Origin of the sequence: Marinobacter similis (assembly GCF_000830985.1) — a bacterium.
GTDB lineage: Bacteria > Pseudomonadota > Gammaproteobacteria > Pseudomonadales > Oleiphilaceae > Marinobacter > Marinobacter similis.
Genome location: NZ_CP007151.1, coordinates 2,018,712 through 2,035,421, shown reverse-complemented (window position 1 = coordinate 2,035,421; position 16,710 = coordinate 2,018,712). Strand labels below are relative to the sequence as shown.

Here is a 16,710-nt window from a genome sequence, read left to right as displayed (position 1 = left end):
CACGCGGCGGACAGCCCCCGCTGAACGAGAAACATCCTTAAGAATAGACAGAACAAGACTGTTCGCAAACTCGGCTGACGCCGACGAACAACGAGGATAGGTAAGGAGGGAACACGCGGACCGACCCAACCTGCCGGCCCGCGATTGGTCTGGTATTACGCCGCTTTCTTGCGGGTTTTAGCAGACCGTAGACTGTACAGCTTGCGCTCTTTCAACGCGTAGCGGTTCAGGCCGGCCAGATGGATCTTGCGCAGGTAGACACTCCAGTCGATCTGACGGGCATCTACCGGGAACAACACTCGATCAAGTCCGCCCATCCGTGACGACAGGGCCAACAGACCATCGTTCTGGAAGACGTAATCCGGCGCCGTGTAGAAACCAAAAATCGTGGCCAGCGAGCGCGTGGTATCCAGATTCCTCAGCACCTTCAACTCCCGATTATGGCCCAGCAACTTGATGATCCGGCTGGTGAAACTCAACGGGATGCGCACACCACCAACCACGGCATCGAACAGTTTCCGATTCACCGCAACGAACGGCTTGGTGGGCCGACGGTAGAACAACTGATCATAATCCGCGTAACTGGCCTTGGCCTCGACCATCAGATGATCGATGAATTCACCAAGCGAGATTGGGTTGCTGCTACCGCTACAGCATTGGTAAATGCGGTGGTCAGCGGGCTCTGACAGGGCCTCGGCCAGTGACAGAATTATGCTGTTGGCCACCAGATCCACCGGAATGACATCAATTACACCAGAGCGTTTGCCGGGGAACAGGGTCACTTTCTCCCGCGCATAGGCAAGATGATGGCATCCGCCACCTTAACTCCTTCAATCCAGCCGGGAGCGGGCTCTTCCAGGGCGCTTTCGATAATGGAGGGACGGACAATTGTGAGGGAACGACCAGCCAGCGCCTTCATCAACAGCTGTTCGCCCAACCATTTGGTGAAGGTATAGGTATCGCTCCAGCCGTAGCGGTTGGCTTCCTGGATACCCAGATCCACCAGCTTCTTCTCCAGGGCCTTACCGGAATAACGCGAACGCACGTCGGCAATCTTGTCGTCCAGCAAACGCACCAGTTCATCAATCTCGTAGTGGCCATCGACACTGCGCGGCAGGGCCTCACCCGCCGGCTTGATCACCGCTTCGGATACGTGCCCGGAGTTCATGCCATTGACGTAACAGGTCGAGACCTGCAGAACCGCCAGCCTGCTGTTCTGGCGTGCCAGCTCGGCGATGTTATCGAGACAGCGGGTGTTGATCGCCAGGGCCTTATCCAGCTCCTCCCGGAAGTTCACGCTGGCGGCGGAGTTGATCACGGCATCGACGCGATTGGCCAGGGCCTGGAATTGTTTAACCGGCAACCCGAACATCGGCTCCGTCACTTCCCCAGTCACGCAGTGCACGCGCTCTTCCACGAACGCTTCGAAAGCCTCGTTGTCGTCAGCGCGCAGGCGCTCGAATACGGATGAGGTCGCAATTTCATCGAGGAATCTTGCACGCGCCTCCGGGTGCCGCTTGTTGCCCCGGACCAGCAGGTGAATACCGCCGATATCCGGAACCGTCCGAATCAGTTTCTCAAGTACAACCTTGCCCAGAAACCCGGTTGTTCCGGTAATCAGGACATGTTTGCCACGGAGCTGTGCAAGAACCTTGGACGACGACTCTCCGGTATTCAAATGCGATGTTGCCATTGGAAGAACTCCTTCTCTGTAACCTATATCTACAGCCGCTCTAACAGCCTGTCGGCGGGAAATCTGTTAATGAAATGCGCAGGAAAGATTCACTGCATTTTGCGGGCCACGATCGTCTACGGTGATTGATTTTCACACAACCAGGGTTACAGTGCGGTGACACACTGCAAAATTACTCTACAAAAAGAGTAAAAGAAATGACCAAAAAAGGGGCAGGTATTAACCCTGATCTCAGGACTGATTGCGACCGTTTCCGGCCAGGGAGCGCAGCAGCTCATCCAGGGAAATTTCCGCAGGCTGTTCCCGCAGAGCCCGCACCAGACGCTCCTGCTCACCGAAGCTGACCCGGTCGTAAACCGGATCTGTCTGCTCGTTTTCTTCCGGTGCGGGCGTCGATGTTGGGGGTGCAGTCGACACGATCTGGTCGGCTAAGTGGCGGAGGTGGGCAGCCAGGTGCTGTCGATGCTCCTCGTTCAACTTTTCCCATTCAAGAGAGCCGAGACCAGTTTGAATAATTTCGATGGTGTCACTGTCAGGTGCGCGCCCCAGCAGTGCAAAAAGCCGGGTGAATGCTTCATAACGTAGCATGGCGTTGTCAGGAGTTTGAACCAATACCGACTCCAACTCACTCACCGCCTGAAGACAACGGTCCTTTGGGCTGGCCTGCGCAGTCGATTTCGCCGAGGCCTGCGTTGCTTCCGATTGCTGGCGCGACACCCGATGCCAATAGGCAGCTATGCCAGCCTTCCTGGGCGGCAACTGGGCAAGGCGGACATTGAGCATGTCGGCCAGGGTATGGAACTGGCGACAGGAAGGATCGGCCACCGGCAGCAGGGCCACTGGCTTCTGATTCAGAACCGATTGCCTGAGGGTTTCGTCACGCCAGATGCCGCCCATATAGTGGAGGGACAAGCCCAGGTGACGCTGGGCCGCGCTATCTAAACGCTGAAATACCGAACGTGCCTGGCTGGCGCCCTGGGCCATATTCACCAACACGCTGGGCACCCGTTTATAGCCACGACGCCGGATAACCTTGATTAACGAAAAAGCATCGGTCAAAGACGCGGGATCCGGGGTAACGACAATACAGGCAAGCTCAGCAGACGCGATCATATGTAGGCTGGGCGCTTGCAGACCGGCCGCCGTATCGGTGATGACGTAATCGTACTGGCTTTCAAGCTGAGACAGGGCCCGCAGAATCCGTAAGCTGTCAGTCGGCCCCATATCCATGCATTCCTGGACACCCGAGGCCCCCGGCACAATATGCAGGCCGTAATCCGTCTCCAGCAATGTGTCCTGCAGACGACACTCACCGGCGATCACGTTCGCCAGAGTTTGCTTGGGGTACATCCCCACCATGATGCTGACGTTGGCCAGGTCCGTATCGCCATCCAACAAGAGCACGCGTTTATCCTGCCGCGCCAGGGTCAACGCCAGGTTAAGTGCAACCGACGTTTTACCCACACCGCCTTTGCCGCCGGTAATTGCTATTGTTCTGTGTTGGTTCGGCATCTGCTTTGCTGGCTCTTTTTTTGCTAACTCTTTTACAGGCATGACCAGAAATCTGTTCGCTACATGTTAGCATTCGCACGCTGAAACCTGTAAAAAGTCTACACATATCACGCGACAGATATTATTCTGTTTAAAAAAACAACAATAAGTATTTAATAACGACGGGTAATTGTCTAAGCTCCAAAACCAAAACAAGAACCAAAAATGCCGTCGACAACCAATTGAATAACCAAAAACTAATTACGAATGGGGCGGACAGGCTTCATGGATTTAGCTCCTGATCTTCAGTTACCAAGTATTCCGGAGGTTACCCTTCGGGCGCTCGAAGCCTGCCAGCAAGAAGAAAGCTACCGCACTATCAGCGAAATCGTATCTGTCGACACTGCATTGGTTGCACGGGTCCTGGCACTGGTCAATTCCCCTCTTTACCGACCCGAAGCCCCATCAAATCTGTCGAGCAGGCTCTGCTCCGACTCGGTATCCGCCGCTTCCATACCCTGCTCTTGACTGCCGCGCTGCGCCAGCTGCTGTTCGAACTGGGCGGTGACGAGTGGCAGCAGCTCCGCGACTTCTGGCGACACTCGCTGACCACAGCACTGACGGCTCGGGCGCTGGCCACCCTGACCCGATACCAGGAGCCGGACGAAGCTTCATGCTCGGCATGCTGCATAATATCGGCGAGCTGATCGCACTGAAAACGCCAGCCCCGGAAGCGCAGGAATACTACGTCAGTCACCAACCCGAGGTAGCCGCTGAATTAGTGACCACCTGGGGACTGGGCGCCATGGCCGCCGATGCCATGCGCTACCAGCAGGCACTTCCAAATGAACTCCGGGATGCCAGCCACCTGGTCAAGCTGATCAGCCTTGCCACTCGTCTTGCTCTTTCAGATTCCGCCGGCATTGCAGCGGCAACGACGGTTTTTGGCCTGAATGAAGAACTCACCCGGGAAATCAACCGCCGGATCGCCAATGAAGTTTCGAGCATGGCGGCCTCCATGGGCATTCCTCTGGATGACGACTATAGCGGCGAAAGTGCCACCCGGAAACTGAAACAGACCATTCTGCAGCAGGCCATTGCCAGCCAGGCTCTGGGGCTGGCCGACCTGCAGGGCCCAACGCAACAGGTGCTGGCAGAAACGGTGAACAGTCTGACGCTGATTACCGGGCTTCCAGCGCTCTGCTTCGGCCACACTGAGGACAGCCTGATGCTGTTGTCGGGCACCGCTGGAGACACCCCTCAGTTTGCCCTGTCGGCGCAACCCGGCGGCAGCGTCCTTACCGAAGCTTTCACAACGGGCCAACCGGTCAGCCTGGGCACTCGCACACCAACCGTACTGGATCGACAGCTGCTGTCGCTCCTGCGCACCCCTTCACTACTCGCTGTGCCGGTAGTTACCGGCAATGAATGCCCCGGGATATTTGCGCTGGGTACCGATAACGCAAATCTAAAGACCACTACCGAGTTGGCACTGCTGTTCACCCGCCAACTGTCAGCTAGCCTGGCTGAGCCGGCACCAGAACCCCAGGACACCAACCAGCCAGACGAAATTCAACAAGAGCTGGCGCGACAGCACCTGCGCTCGCAGATTCACGAAGTCAGCAACCCGCTGACCATCATCCGGCAATACATCTACCAGCTCCGAAACCGACTGGACGATACCGAGGTTCAGCAGGAACTGGACATCATTCGGGACGAGCTGGATCGCGCTGGCGACCTTTTGCTGAACATGAGCCGCAGCGAAAATGCACCGGAGGACACCGGCAGCATCGAGCTCAATGCCGAGCTCAAGGATTTGTCACGCATTCTTGAAGACAGTCTGTTTTCCGACGGTCACAGTTCGCTCAGCGTGCTACTTTGTGACCATCCAACCACGCTGACCTCAGATGCTGCGCCGCTTCGCCAGATTGTCATAAACCTGGTGCGCAATGCAGCCGAAAGCCTGCCCGAACAGGGCGGCGAGGTGCTATTACGCACCGCTGCTCCAGTCTGGCAGAACAATCGCGCCTGGGTGGAACTGGAGATTACCGACACCGGCGGAGGAATCCCGGATCAGGTTCGGGCTTGCCTGTTTTCACCGGTAGCAACAACGAAAGGGAACGGCCACAGTGGATTGGGCCTGAGTATTGTAAAACAGCTTATTGATGACATGGAGGGCATCATAGCTTGTCGCACGGGGCACGAAGGCACCACCTTCAGGATATTGCTGCCGGCGGCCAGTGAAACTAAAAACCAGACCGACTGACGCAGAAATAACGGACACAGACCGATGGCACCTGAAGTCACTGCACAGCATTTCAGTAACGGGTTAACAGCCCGCATTCTGGTGGTGGATGACGAACCGCGCCTGCTTGATACCCTCGCAAAGCTGCTGCGATCTAGCGGCTACGAGGTCACCGAGGCCCACGGTGGCAAAAAGGCCTGTGCTCTTATTGATGCGCAAAGGTTTGACCTGGCACTGCTCGATTTGCGGATGCCCGAGGTGGACGGATTCGATGTCATGGCTCACCTGACCAATGTGCAGCCGGAATGTGGCGCCATTGTGGTAAGTGGTGAAAGCTCATTCAGCGCGGTCAGTCGCGCACTCCGGCGTGGCGCGCTGGACTATATCCGCAAACCCTTTGACCCCGATGAACTGCTGGCCACGGTCGCCAGTGTCACCAGCAAGCAAAGCCTGCTCAAGGCGCACGAGCATGTCCAGCTGCGACTGGAAAAATCCGAAGCCCTGCACCGCTACATCGTCAACAGCTCACCTGACATCGTGTTCATGCTCGACGATAACGGCCGCTTCTGCTTTGTGAACAGCAAAGTTGAGAGCCTCCTGGGCTATCAGCCCGGTGAACTGTGTGACCGGCACTTCCGGCATATTCTGGATGACCGGGATATCGCCCGGGGCATGTATGCCCTGAACGGCCCCAACATCTCGGCTGACAATCCCAGAACCCTTGAAGTCAGGCTGAAGACTCGGGGCAGTCGACGCGCGACCCGACACTTCGAAATCACCGCGTTCCCGATCGACCCGCAAACCTGGCCGCACTCAGATGCCACCCGCGGCGGCGGCAGCGGCAAATCGGCGCGTTATTACGGCACCGCGCGGGATGTCACCGAGCGTAAGGAAGCCGAAGCATTCATCAATTTCCAGGCCTACCACGATCTGCTGACCCGCCTGCCCAATCGGGCCCTGTTCAAGGACCGGCTGGAGCTGGCAATAACCCAGGCCCGGCGCAGCGCCAGAAGTTGGCCGTCATGTTCCTCGATCTTGATCGCTTCAAGGTGGTGAACGATACCCTAGGACATGCCATGGGCGACCGACTGCTCCAGGCAGTGACCCATCGGCTAGAAGGCTGTTTGCGCAAGGGCGATACCCTGTCCCGTTTTGGCGGCGACGAATTTACCCTGCTGTTGCCGTCGATCCACACCCATGAGGATGCGCGGCTTATCGCCAAGAAGCTGATCAAAGCCCTGCGGGCACCGTTTCAGCTTGGCGAGCACGAAGTATTCGTGGGCGTGAGTATCGGCATTGCGATTTACCCGGATGCCGGCGAAAGCATGGATCAACTGATCCAGAACGCTGACATCGCCATGTATCACGTGAAAGCCAAAGGCAAAGACGGCTACCGCTTCTTCTCCGAGTCCATGAGCATCGATTCCGCGAATCGCCTCAACCTGGAACGGGATCTGCGACTGGCCCTGGAACGGGACGAACTGCGGGTGTTCTATCAGCCCCAGGTCTGCTCAACCACCAACCGGATCGTTGGCCTGGAGGCGCTGGTGCGCTGGCAGCATCCCGAGCGGGGACTGCTCTACCCGCGGGATTTCCTGCCACTGGCCGAAGAAACCCGACTGATTGGCCAACTTAGCGAGCGGGTGCTCGATCAGGCCTGCCAGGACGTAGGAGCCTGGATTCGCTCCGGCTACCCGGATCTGCGCCTGGCCGTGAATCTCTCGCCGGTGCAGGTTGAACACCCGAAGTTTGTCGAGACGCTGATGGAGCGGGTACAGGCCCACCAGTTCCCGGCCGGGAATCTGGAGATTGAGATCACCGAAAACGTGATCATGCAGGACCTTGAACAGATCAGTCAGAAATTGCGGGAGCTGGCTGCCCTCAGTGTCCGGATCGCCATTGACGACTTCGGCACCGGTTACTCTTCCCTGAACTACCTGCACCGACTCCCCATCCACACCCTCAAGGTTGATCAATCCTTCGTCAAGGCCATTCGCAGCGGCGAAGACGGCGCCTGCATCGTCAACGCCATCGTGGCCATGGCGCACGGTCTGAAACTGAAAATCGTGGCCGAGGGTGTTGAAACCGACGAACAGCTGTCCTACCTGCGCAGCCTCGGCTGCCATCAGGTTCAGGGCTTCTTTTACGGGCCTGCACGGCCTGCCGTGCATATTTCCCGAACCCTGGGCCAGCCCACGGTGAAAGCCGCTACCACCCAGCCCGTCATCTGATTGTCCGACACTCCTAACGCAAACCATGAAATGGTTTGCAGAGTGTTGCATTGCGTTATCTTTTGTATCCAGAAATGCGCATTACTGCACATAAATCCGCCAACCTGTTCCCTAAGCTCCTTATGACAGGCGTTGATCACCGAATTCCCGACAGGCTGTCAGGCCAATAACGACAACAACGGTGACAACATTTTGAGGAACAAGAACAGGCGGCAGTCATCATGCGCGACAAGTACAAGTACATTGGTCCGGTCTACGATTTCCTGAGCAACCTCTACAGCGGCAAGAACATTCACCGGTGCAAAACCGCGATGCTGGATGTCGAAACCGTTAAACCGGGCGATCGCATCCTGTTCGCCGGCGTCGGTCATGGCCGCGATGCCATCCGGGCTGCCGAGCTAGGCGCCGACGTCACCGTGGTTGACCTGTCGGAAACCATGCTGCGCAAGTTTGCCGAAGCCCAGCAAAAGGAAGCTCCCCAGCTTACAATTCGCCGAATTCACAGCGACATCATGAAGGTGGAGGAGTTTGAGCAGTATGACCTGGTCGTCGCCAACTTCTTCCTGAACGTGTTCGACGAGAACATGATGGTGCGTGTGCTTGAGCACCTGATCCGGCTCGGCAAAGCTGATGCCGGCGTGGTAGTCGGTGATTTTTGCTACCCCACCGGCAATCTGGTGGCCCGCCTGTTCAAGAAACTCTATTGGTACATGGCGGTGTTCACGTTCTGGCTGTTCGCCAACAATGCCTTCCACAAGATCTACAACTACCCCGAGCACATGCAGCGCCTGGGCCTTCAGGTCACCGAGAAGAAGCACTTCAAGCTTCTGAACATGGATTGCTACTGGTCCATTCTCGGGCGCAAACAGGCCTGATTGATCCAGCCTTCCACCACTTCAACTCATGGGGAGCAATGACATGTCGGATCAGATCCTGGCACTGGACGGACTGCGTGAACTGGCGGACAACACGTTCACGTTCACTGAACGGGTGGGGTACCTGAAAAAGCACGGGGTTCATTCCCAGTCCTTCTCCACCCTGCAACCCGGCATGCAGTACTTCGATGTGCCCGGCGTCGGCTACATCGCCTACATGCGCAAGTGGGGAGGCACCTTTGTACTGTCTGACCCGGTCTGTGCCCCGGAGCACTTCGCCCTCATTCTTGAGCACTTTCACAAACGCTTCCCGAACGCCAGCTACATGCAGGTGTCCAAGCCGGTGGTCGATGTCCTGCACCTTCGCTTTGGACTGTACGGCACCCAGTTTGGCAGCGAATCCCGTATCGATCTTGCGACCTGGTCGCTGTCCGGCAAGAAGAAACAGATCCTGCGTACTGCTCTGAACCAGGCCGAGAAAAACAACATCACGGTAAAAGAACGATTCAGCGACGACCATACTCGGGAAATCTCCGAAGCCTGGATTCGCACCCGCAAGTGCAAGAGCAATGAAATCCGGTTTCTGATCCGGCCCATGGAGATGGCATATCGGGAGAACGAGCGTCACTTCTATGCCTACCAGGACGGCAAGGCGGTGGGATTCATCTACTTTGATCCGATCTACCAGAACAACGAAATCATCAGTTACGTGCCCAATATTTCCCGCGCCAACGCCGATTTCCGCCAGGGCATTTTCTACACCCTGATGGCGCATGCCATGGAAGTGTTCAAAGCCGAAGGCGTTCCTTTTCTGGATCTGGGGCTAATTCCTTTATCGCTGGATGCCACCACCGAGCATCAGGAAAGCCGGCTGCTAAAACAGCTGTTGCATCTGGTCTATGACAAAGGCACCTTCCTGTACAACTTCAAGGGCCTGGAATTCACCAAATCACGCTTCCGGGGCGAAGGCTTTAAGACCTACTGCTGTCATCGGCGCGCCATTCCAGCTCTGGAATTCCTGGCGATGTTCAAACTGACGCGCTTGATCTGACCGGCTCGTTGCACCCGGGCCAGTTATCGAGCACGGCCTGAGGACTCAGGTCTAACCCGGCCATGAATTTGGCCAAGCCTGTCGGAGCGGCCCCGGAAAAGAGAGCCGCACGTACCGGGGAGCCATTGGAAGTCCCCGCTTCGGCCGCACTGCCGTGTTTGCCCTGTTCTGATAACAGGTGACTGACTCGGCGGGCAATGGCCTCACCCGAATCAACCAGAACCGAACCTCCGGCAGAACCTCTCTAAGGGCGCTCAGCAGCAAAGGGTAATGCGTACACCCCAGCACCACGGTATCCACGCCAGCCTCTCGGAAGCGAGCCACTGCCGACGACAACGCGGCTCGCGATACTTCGACACCGCTGACCGACTCCTCCACCCAGCGAACCAGGTCAGGATGGCCAATACGCTCCACCTGACAGTGGCTGGCAAATTCCGACACCAGCTGATCCAGATACGGCCTTCGAACAGTTGCCGGCGTCGCCAGCACTCCGATCCGGCGGTTTTCGGTTTTGGCGGCCGCCGGCTTAATGGCGGGCACCACACCGACCACCGGCGTTGCGGTCATGGCCCGGAGATGAGGCAGAACAACGGTACTGGCAGTGTTACAGGCGACCACAATGACGTCCGTGGAGTACTGCTCGATCGCCTTGCCTATCAGCCGGCAACAGCGCTCGACGACCACGGATTCAGGCTGGTCGCCGTAGGGAAATCCGGCGTTGTCCGCCAGATAAAGCAGTTCCGTGCCCGGAAGATGCTGGCGCACACAGGCGGCGACACTGAGGCCACCAACCCCGGAATCAAAAACCAGCACGCGGGCTTTGGAAACCGTAGTCAAAGAGCTATGCCTCCCCGGGTAATCTCGCTTTCCATGGCACGGATCAAGCGCCCGGCAATGGTGGTTTGCGGCGGCACCGGCGGGGTATCTCCGGGCAGAAACCAGTCGGCGTGCGCCAGCTCATCTTCCTGCAGTATCAGTTCGCCGCCGGCATAATCGGCAAAGATCCCACCATCAGCTGGTGTGGAAACGGCCAGGGCTGGGACGACTGGTAGCGCACGTTGGCGACATCCAGGCCGGTTTCTTCCCTGACCTCACGGGCGACCGCGCCTTCCAGACTCTCGCCCGGCTCGACGAAGCCCGCAATCAGACTGTAGAAATGGTGCCGCACGTGCGTTCTTGGCCAGTAGCAACCTGTCGTCCCGCCTGATCACCACAATCACGCAGGGGGCCAGTCTCGGGTACCAGGGAATGCCACAGGGCTCACACCACTTGGCACGTTCACGGGGGTGAAAGCCGGTTTCCAAGCCGCACCGGCCGCAGTAGCGATGGTCGCGCCACCACTGCCAAACCTGAAACCCGGTACTCAACAGCTCTGCCGGGACCTGTTCCATCATCAGCAGGGCGTCCCGAAGGCCCACAGGCTCCAGCCCCGCCTCGCCCGCGTCTTCGAGCTCGGTCACGTATACCGGCACGCCGTCCAGGGTCCCTACCGAAACCGCCACGCTGGCCCGGTCTCCGAGCCTGGCGTCATCTGCGGCCAGCAACCAGCCCTGCTCCGGCTTGAGAATGTCTGAACCTGAAATGGCCAGAACCCGGTCTCCAGGACGCGGCGCATTCGTGGTCCAACCCGGGGACCAGTCTGAATTTGAGCTCGCCATTGTCTGTTTTCACCTGCCTGATGAATGGACCAAGCTGAAATGTACCACACTGGGCAACAAGGCAAGTAAGATCAACGGCTTTCCGCACCGAACGCAACCAAGTAAACTTGGCAGCTGTCTGATTCACCGGAGCAACACTTTATGCGACTTTACCAGGCATTCGCAGCCTGATCCTGACCATTTTCCGCAAGATACTTTTTCTGTGGGTCAGGACCGACGTTAGCGGCAACACCCTGGAAGCGCTGGGGATCGACCCCGACAAGCCGGTTTGCTACGTACTTCAATACAGCTCCCTGTCGAGCCGACTGGTGCTGGAACAGGAAGTGATCCACGCCGGCCTGCCCGGGGCCACCGAGGCCCTGCCGGTCAAGAATGGCCCTTCCCACTCGTTTTTCTTCCTGTACCGGCGGACCGGAGGGCTCTTTCGTCGGCGTCAGACACCGGTACCGACCAATGAATTCGAAGCCCTGATTCACTATGGCGTGGAACACACCGAGCAGGATGTTCAGATTGTGCCGGTGTCCATGTTCTGGGGTCGCTCTCCGGACAAGGAAAAATCACTGGTGAAGCTGCTGTTGTCCGACACCTGGTCGGTGGCGGGCCGGCTCCAGAAGCTGCTGATCATCATGGTCCATGGCCGCAACACCTACGTGCAGTTCAACCAGCCACTGTCCCTGAAACTGGTGGTCGACGAATACCGCCACTCGGAGGAACGGGCCAAACGCAAACTCGCACGGATCCTGCGCACTCACTTCCGGCGCGTGCGCCAGGCCGTGCTCGGGCCCGACCTGTCACACCGGCGCACACTGGTGGGCGGTTGGTAAGGACCCAGGCGGTCAAGGAAGCCATCCGGGAAACCGCGGCACGGGAGGAAATCCCGCCGGAAAAGGTGCGCGCAAAGGCCTGGAAGTACGCCGATGAAATAGCTGCCAGCATGTCCGTTGTCACCATTCGTATAATGGAAGTGGTACTGGCCTGGCTCTGGAACCGGATTTACAACGGTATTGCCGTCAACAACATCAAGGTGGTGAAGGAAGTCGCCCAGGAGAACGCAGTGGTCTACGTGCCCTGCCACCGCTCCCACATCGATTACCTGCTGCTCTCCTACGTACTCTACAAGAACGGCCTGATGCCGCCGCACATCGCCGCCGGCATCAATCTGAACATGCCCCTTGTCGGCCCTATCCTGCGCCGTGGTGGCGCCTTTTTCATGCGCCGCAGCTTCAAGGACAACCCGCTCTACGCCACCGTGTTCAACGAATACATGCACGTGATGTTCTCCCGCGGCTACTCAGTGGAGTACTTCGTGGAAGGCGGCCGCAGCCGCACCGGTCGCATGTTGCAGCCACGCCCGGGCATGCTGTCGATGACCGTCCGGAGCTTCCTGCGTGATCATCGCAAACCGATCGTGTTTGTTCCGGTCTATATCGGCTACGAAAAAGTAATGGAAGGACGGTCCTACCTGGGTGAGCTTAGGGGCAAGAAAAAGCAGAAAGAAAGCGTGTTTGCGCTAGCCAAGACCGTGCGCAAACTCAGCAACTCCTTCGGCCGTGTAGCGGTGAACTTTGGCGAGGCCATTCCTCTGGCCGATGTACTGGATAACATTCACAGCAGTTGGCGTGAGGAAGCCTACGACGCCGAGTACCGTCCGCCCTGGCTGAACCAGGCGGTCAATGAGCTGGCGCTGAAGGTTGCCTCCAACATCAACGCCTCGGTGGCCGTAAACCCGATCGGCATTACCGCTACCGTGCTGTTGGGCACCGATCGCCTGGCCATGGATGAGCACCAGCTAATCCGCCTGATGGATCAGTACGCCGGACTGCTCAAGGCCTACCCGTACGCAGAAACAGTGACCCTGCCGGAGGGCAGCGGTAAGGACTGGGTGGCCTACTGTGAGAACATGGGTCTGGTGGCACGCCAACCGCAGAAACTGGGTGACATCATCGCCCTTGAGGGCAGCAACGCCACCCTCATGACCTACTACCGCAATAATATCCAGCACCTGTTTGCGCTGCCGTCGCTGATCGCCAGCCTGTTTGAGAACAAGGACACCCTGCGCCGGGAGCGCGTGGTGTTCCTGGCAAGCGTAGCCTACCCCTATCTGCAGTCGGAGCTGTTCCTGAAGTATCAGGCAGACGAGGCAGAGCCGGTTATCAACGACTGGATCAATGTGCTGATTGAGCAGGGCCTGCTGGAAGAACTGGATGACGACCGCATTGGCCGCCCTGAGGAAGGCACGGAAGCGATGCTGAGACTGCGGGTACTGTCACGCTTTATCATTCAGACGCTTGAGCGCTACCACATCGCTCTGGGCATCCTACGCAAGTACGGCTCGGGCAAACTCAGCGCCGCCGAGCTCGAAGAGCAGAGCACTCTGCTGGCCGAACGCATGTCGATTCTGTTTGGCCTGAATGCGCCGGAATTCTTTGACAAGAGCCTGTTCCGCAACTTCATTGCCAATCTGCAGAAGAATGGTGTGATCACCACCGAGGAGAACGGCTGATTTGCTATGGCGAGGGGCTGGATGAAGTGGCGGAAGATGCCCGCCTGGTGTTGAGCGTCGAGAAGCGCCAGGCCATACAGCAAGTCACGATGCTAGGCGCCTGAGGCGCCCCCTATGTAGATAGAGCCTGAAGCGCCCCCTCTATGGATAGAGTCTGAAGCGCCCCCAGTATGAACAGAGCCTGAGGCGCCCTAGCGGGCAGGCAGTGCTTGATGGAGTAAACATCATAGCGACTGCTTTTGCCCTCCACCCGGGTTGTTGGCTCGGGTCCGGCAATGGCGGGGGCCTTGCGCGGGCGCTTGACTACAACGCGGTAGCGCGCGCACTCCAGAGCCGCAGTCAGTAACGCCTCGGAATCGTCGTCATCGCCAACCACTCGCTGGAACAGCTGCATTTCTTTCTTCACCAGGGCCGATTTGTCCCGGTGCGGGAACATCGGGTCCAGGTAAACAACATCGGCGCACTCCGGGCCTGCAGACGCTAACCAGGCGATGCTGCTGCCCTCGCGCAGATGCATACGCTCGATGATGGGTGCACAATCGACATTCAGCGACGCCCGCGCGAGCCCATCCGCCAGCAAGGCATGAATCACCGGATTGCGCTCAAACAGGGTCACTGTACAGCCCAAACCGGCCAGCACGAACGCATCCTGTCCAAGACCTGCGGTCGCATCGAGCACGTGCAGATGGGCGCGGGTTTTATGCAGACCCACTGCTTTCGCCACCAACTGACCCGCTCCACCACCGTGTTCACGACGGTAACCCATCTTGCCGGTGACAAACTCGGCTCGAACCGGCCCGGGCGCCCCCTTGCCGGTCAACTGCAGGCCGAGCCCCTGATCATCCAGGAACAGCAGCAGGGAGTAGTCGCGCACATCCTTTGGCCGCACCACACCAAGATTCGGGATCGCCAACGCCTCACTCAGGGCAACCGCCTGCTCGCCATCACCCAGCGGGCTGCGCCCTACGGCTAGATTCTCGGAAGTCTCAGAGGGGTCGGTTTTGTGCGAGCGGGAGTCAGTCATCAGACCAGAATATCAATGCCGGCCAGGGGGAGATCGTCACCCGATTCTTGCCCTGCGGCTGCGACCACAGCGAAGGTAGACAGCGCCTTGGCGGTTGGCAACGGCATGTCGTCGGCTCGGAAACGTTCCAGCCGGGTATCTTCGGCGGCTCGGCGAGCTCAATGCGACGCTCGAGGCTCTCGCCCGACGTGCGTTCAACCAGTGTTCCCGTGCGGGCATCGGCGAGATCGCGGCGGGCGCTTTCCGGCGTTTTTTCCGGGGAGGCTGCCGGTGCTCGGGCTACATCACTGCGTTCCCGAATCGGGCTGTTGTTGCCTGACTGGGGGGTAAAGCTGTTGCCTGAATTTATACTGCCGATCATGACCCGATACCGCTGGCCTAATAACGAAAGAGGTAAGACAAAGTATGGAAGAATCGGCCTTGGAAGAAAAGCGTTTGCTCAGTTTCTGACCGGCGCGCCGACCGAGCGCGCCCGATTACTCTCGTCCAGGCAGCTTTTTCCAGGTAACCTCATTGCGAATGTACGCAGGCTGGGCCTGCTCCGCCGGGACCGCCTTACCATTCCGGAACCCGATTTCGGCCAGTTTAGCGACCCAGGCTGCATGCGGAATCAGCGTGTCATCAGCGGCCACAATCCGGTCAGCCACCTCAGATGGCATGTCTTGCTGGAAAGCCCAGCCACGGCCAGCACCGGACCATGCTTTCGCGTCGCCTTCAAGCGACACCAGAGAGGGCGCGCAGACTCGCTCCTCGCCCTGCAGCACCGGCAGTCCGTCGCGGCAAACAAAACAGCCCCAGTACAGCTCACCCATGCGGGCGTCAAAAGCGATGGCAACACCGCCCTGCTCGCTGACACCCATGGTTTCAATAGCGCCAAAGGCAACGGTTGCCAGAGACGACACCGGCACGACCGGCACGCCCAGTCCCCAAGCCAAACCCTGAGCCACGCCCGTGGCAATTCGAATACCAGTAAATGAGCCCGGACCACAGGCAAAGGCCACCGTGTCGAGTTCTGCCGGCGCCACGTCAGCCTCTGCCAACAACTCTCTCACCATGGGCATCAAGAGCCTGGTATGGCCCCGGGGGGCTATTTCAAAACGTTCGGATATCTTGCCATCAACAAGAAGGGCTGCCGAGCAGCCCTCCGATGATGTATCCAGTGCCAGCAGTTTCACGGACGAAACGAAGCCTCAGGTCAGGATAACGAGGATTTATTGAAGCTTGGACAGAATCTGGTCACGGATGCTGTCGAGACTGCCAACACCAGCGACGCGCACATACTTGGGTGCAGCGGCGGGGTTTTCGGCAGCCCAGTCCTGATAGTAACCAACCAGTGGTGCGGTTTGATCATGGTAGATCTTCAAACGCTTACGTACGGTTTCTTCTTTGTCGTCTTCACGCTGAACCAGCAGCTCGCCGGTTTCATCGTCTTTGCCCTCCGCCTTGGGCGGATCGAATTTAACATGATAGATTCGGCCACTGCCTTCGTGAACACGGCGACCAGACAGACGGCTGACGATTTCTTCGTCATCAACGGAAATCTCAACCACGTAATCAATGACAATGCCCTGGTCTTTGAGTGCTTCGGCCTGTGGAATAGTGCGCGGAAAGCCGTCGAGCAGGAAGCCGTTCTTGCAGTCCGGCTGCTGAATACGCTCCTCAATCAATGCGATGATGATGTCATCAGACACCAGACCACCGGTCGCCATGACTTCCTTAACCTGCAATCCCAGCTCGGATTCGGCCTTGACCGCCGCTCGCAGCATGTCACCGGTGGAAATCTGGGGGATGTCGAAGCGTTCGGTAATAAACTGTGCCTGCGTCCCCTTGCCGGCGCCTGGCGCCCCTAACATGATGATTCGCATAACGTTGTGCTCCCGTATAAGTCATTATCGTTGGAAAAGTTGCGGCAAAGACCCTCGCCTTTGCGACAACCTCT

At 58.1% G+C, this 16,710-nt stretch carries 15 protein-coding genes and 3 pseudogenes; 7 read left to right on the top strand and 11 right to left on the bottom strand.

The window, feature by feature from the left end; all coding sequences use genetic code 11:
• Positions 1-155: 155 nt before the first annotated feature.
• The 3 genes from AU14_RS21255 to AU14_RS09375 form a co-directional block, all read right to left on the bottom strand.
• Positions 156-782 carry an acyl-CoA reductase C-terminal domain-containing protein gene (locus AU14_RS21255; RefSeq protein ID WP_236743935.1) on the bottom strand — a complete coding sequence of 209 codons (627 nt, stop codon included), beginning with the start codon at positions 780-782 and terminating at the stop codon, positions 156-158.
• Positions 779-1,693, bottom strand: a complete 915-nt coding sequence (locus AU14_RS21250; RefSeq protein ID WP_236743934.1) for a fatty acyl-CoA reductase — start codon at positions 1,691-1,693, stop codon at positions 779-781. The genes AU14_RS21255 and AU14_RS21250 overlap by 4 nt, the downstream gene beginning before the upstream one ends.
• A gap of 231 nt (positions 1,694-1,924) precedes the next feature.
• A complete protein-coding gene (locus tag AU14_RS09375; RefSeq protein WP_236743933.1) occupies positions 1,925-3,205 on the bottom strand; it encodes an AAA family ATPase in 1,281 nt (426 codons plus the stop codon).
• A gap of 246 nt (positions 3,206-3,451) precedes the next feature.
• Here AU14_RS09375 and AU14_RS23820 point away from each other — a divergent pair.
• The 5 genes and pseudogenes from AU14_RS23820 to AU14_RS09355 all read left to right on the top strand — a co-directional run bounded on the left by AU14_RS23820 (position 3,452) and on the right by AU14_RS09355 (position 9,586).
• Positions 3,452-3,891: pseudogene (locus AU14_RS23820) on the top strand (HDOD domain-containing protein).
• Positions 3,858-5,450, top strand: coding sequence for a HAMP domain-containing sensor histidine kinase (locus AU14_RS09370; RefSeq protein WP_330217872.1), 1,593 nt, complete (start codon positions 3,858-3,860; stop codon positions 5,448-5,450). Before AU14_RS23820 ends, AU14_RS09370 begins: the two are co-directional and overlap by 34 nt.
• 24 nt (positions 5,451-5,474) lie before the next feature.
• A pseudogene (locus AU14_RS09365) lies at positions 5,475-7,660 on the top strand (EAL domain-containing response regulator).
• Between the two features lie 221 nt (positions 7,661-7,881).
• Positions 7,882-8,535: a class I SAM-dependent methyltransferase gene (locus tag AU14_RS09360; RefSeq protein ID WP_041340485.1), complete on the top strand. Its 654-nt coding sequence runs from the start codon at positions 7,882-7,884 to the stop codon at positions 8,533-8,535.
• Positions 8,536-8,578: 43 nt separating this feature from the next.
• On the top strand, positions 8,579-9,586 hold the full coding sequence (locus tag AU14_RS09355; protein ID WP_041340483.1) for a DUF2156 domain-containing protein: 1,008 nt from the start codon (positions 8,579-8,581) through the stop codon (positions 9,584-9,586).
• Between the two features lie 51 nt (positions 9,587-9,637).
• Here AU14_RS09355 and murI read toward each other — a convergent pair whose 3' ends face one another.
• The 4 genes from murI to AU14_RS23815 form a co-directional block, all read right to left on the bottom strand.
• Positions 9,638-10,423: a glutamate racemase gene (gene murI / locus AU14_RS09350; protein WP_330217871.1), complete on the bottom strand. Its 786-nt coding sequence runs from the start codon at positions 10,421-10,423 to the stop codon at positions 9,638-9,640.
• 136 nt (positions 10,424-10,559) lie between these two features.
• Positions 10,560-10,754, bottom strand: a complete 195-nt coding sequence (locus AU14_RS21245; protein ID WP_236743932.1) for an NAD(+) diphosphatase — start codon at positions 10,752-10,754, stop codon at positions 10,560-10,562.
• Positions 10,678-11,244, bottom strand: coding sequence for an NADH pyrophosphatase zinc ribbon domain-containing protein (locus AU14_RS09345; protein ID WP_236743931.1), 567 nt, complete (start codon positions 11,242-11,244; stop codon positions 10,678-10,680). Before AU14_RS09345 ends, AU14_RS21245 begins: the two co-directional genes overlap by 77 nt.
• A gap of 149 nt (positions 11,245-11,393) precedes the next feature.
• Positions 11,394-11,528, bottom strand: a complete 135-nt coding sequence (locus AU14_RS23815; RefSeq protein WP_407942797.1) for a hypothetical protein — start codon at positions 11,526-11,528, stop codon at positions 11,394-11,396.
• Positions 11,529-11,552: 24 nt separating this feature from the next.
• Here AU14_RS23815 and AU14_RS23810 point away from each other — a divergent pair, with 24 nt between their 5' ends.
• Both AU14_RS23810 and plsB read left to right on the top strand, forming a co-directional pair.
• On the top strand, positions 11,553-12,068 hold the full coding sequence (locus AU14_RS23810) for a lysophospholipid acyltransferase family protein (RefSeq protein ID WP_407942796.1): 516 nt from the start codon (positions 11,553-11,555) through the stop codon (positions 12,066-12,068).
• Positions 12,062-13,747 carry a glycerol-3-phosphate 1-O-acyltransferase PlsB gene (plsB, locus tag AU14_RS09340; RefSeq protein ID WP_407942795.1) on the top strand — a complete coding sequence of 562 codons (1,686 nt, stop codon included), beginning with the start codon at positions 12,062-12,064 and terminating at the stop codon, positions 13,745-13,747. The genes AU14_RS23810 and plsB overlap by 7 nt, the downstream gene beginning before the upstream one ends.
• A 193-nt stretch (positions 13,748-13,940) precedes the next feature.
• On the opposite strand, the pseudogene AU14_RS09335 reads toward plsB, so the two are convergent.
• The 4 genes and pseudogenes from AU14_RS09335 to adk form a co-directional block, all read right to left on the bottom strand.
• Positions 13,941-14,771: pseudogene (locus tag AU14_RS09335) on the bottom strand (class I SAM-dependent methyltransferase); the annotation flags it as partial.
• Positions 14,764-15,132 carry a hypothetical protein gene (locus AU14_RS09330; RefSeq protein ID WP_236743930.1) on the bottom strand — a complete coding sequence of 123 codons (369 nt, stop codon included), beginning with the start codon at positions 15,130-15,132 and terminating at the stop codon, positions 14,764-14,766. The pseudogene AU14_RS09335 and the gene AU14_RS09330, both read right to left, overlap by 8 nt.
• A 115-nt stretch (positions 15,133-15,247) precedes the next feature.
• Positions 15,248-15,946, bottom strand: coding sequence for a tRNA (adenosine(37)-N6)-threonylcarbamoyltransferase complex dimerization subunit type 1 TsaB (gene tsaB, locus AU14_RS09325; protein ID WP_041340481.1), 699 nt, complete (start codon positions 15,944-15,946; stop codon positions 15,248-15,250).
• A 36-nt stretch (positions 15,947-15,982) separates the two neighbouring features.
• On the bottom strand, positions 15,983-16,636 hold the full coding sequence (gene adk / locus AU14_RS09320; protein ID WP_041340480.1) for an adenylate kinase: 654 nt from the start codon (positions 16,634-16,636) through the stop codon (positions 15,983-15,985).
• Positions 16,637-16,710 lie beyond the last annotated feature (74 nt).

Coding starts and splice junctions, on each gene's coding strand:
- AU14_RS09330 (WP_236743930.1), bottom strand. CDS start 15,132: ATGATCGGCAGTATAAATTCAGGCAACAGCTTTACCCCCCAGTCAGGC.
- adk (WP_041340480.1), bottom strand. CDS start 16,636: ATGCGAATCATCATGTTAGGGGCGCCAGGCGCCGGCAAGGGGACGCAG.
- AU14_RS09355 (WP_041340483.1), top strand. CDS start 8,579: ATGTCGGATCAGATCCTGGCACTGGACGGACTGCGTGAACTGGCGGAC.
- AU14_RS09370 (WP_330217872.1), top strand. CDS start 3,858: ATGCTCGGCATGCTGCATAATATCGGCGAGCTGATCGCACTGAAAACG.
- AU14_RS09375 (WP_236743933.1), bottom strand. CDS start 3,205: ATGCCGAACCAACACAGAACAATAGCAATTACCGGCGGCAAAGGCGGT.
- AU14_RS09360 (WP_041340485.1), top strand. CDS start 7,882: ATGCGCGACAAGTACAAGTACATTGGTCCGGTCTACGATTTCCTGAGC.
- AU14_RS09345 (WP_236743931.1), bottom strand. CDS start 11,244: ATGGCGAGCTCAAATTCAGACTGGTCCCCGGGTTGGACCACGAATGCG.
- AU14_RS21250 (WP_236743934.1), bottom strand. CDS start 1,693: ATGGCAACATCGCATTTGAATACCGGAGAGTCGTCGTCCAAGGTTCTT.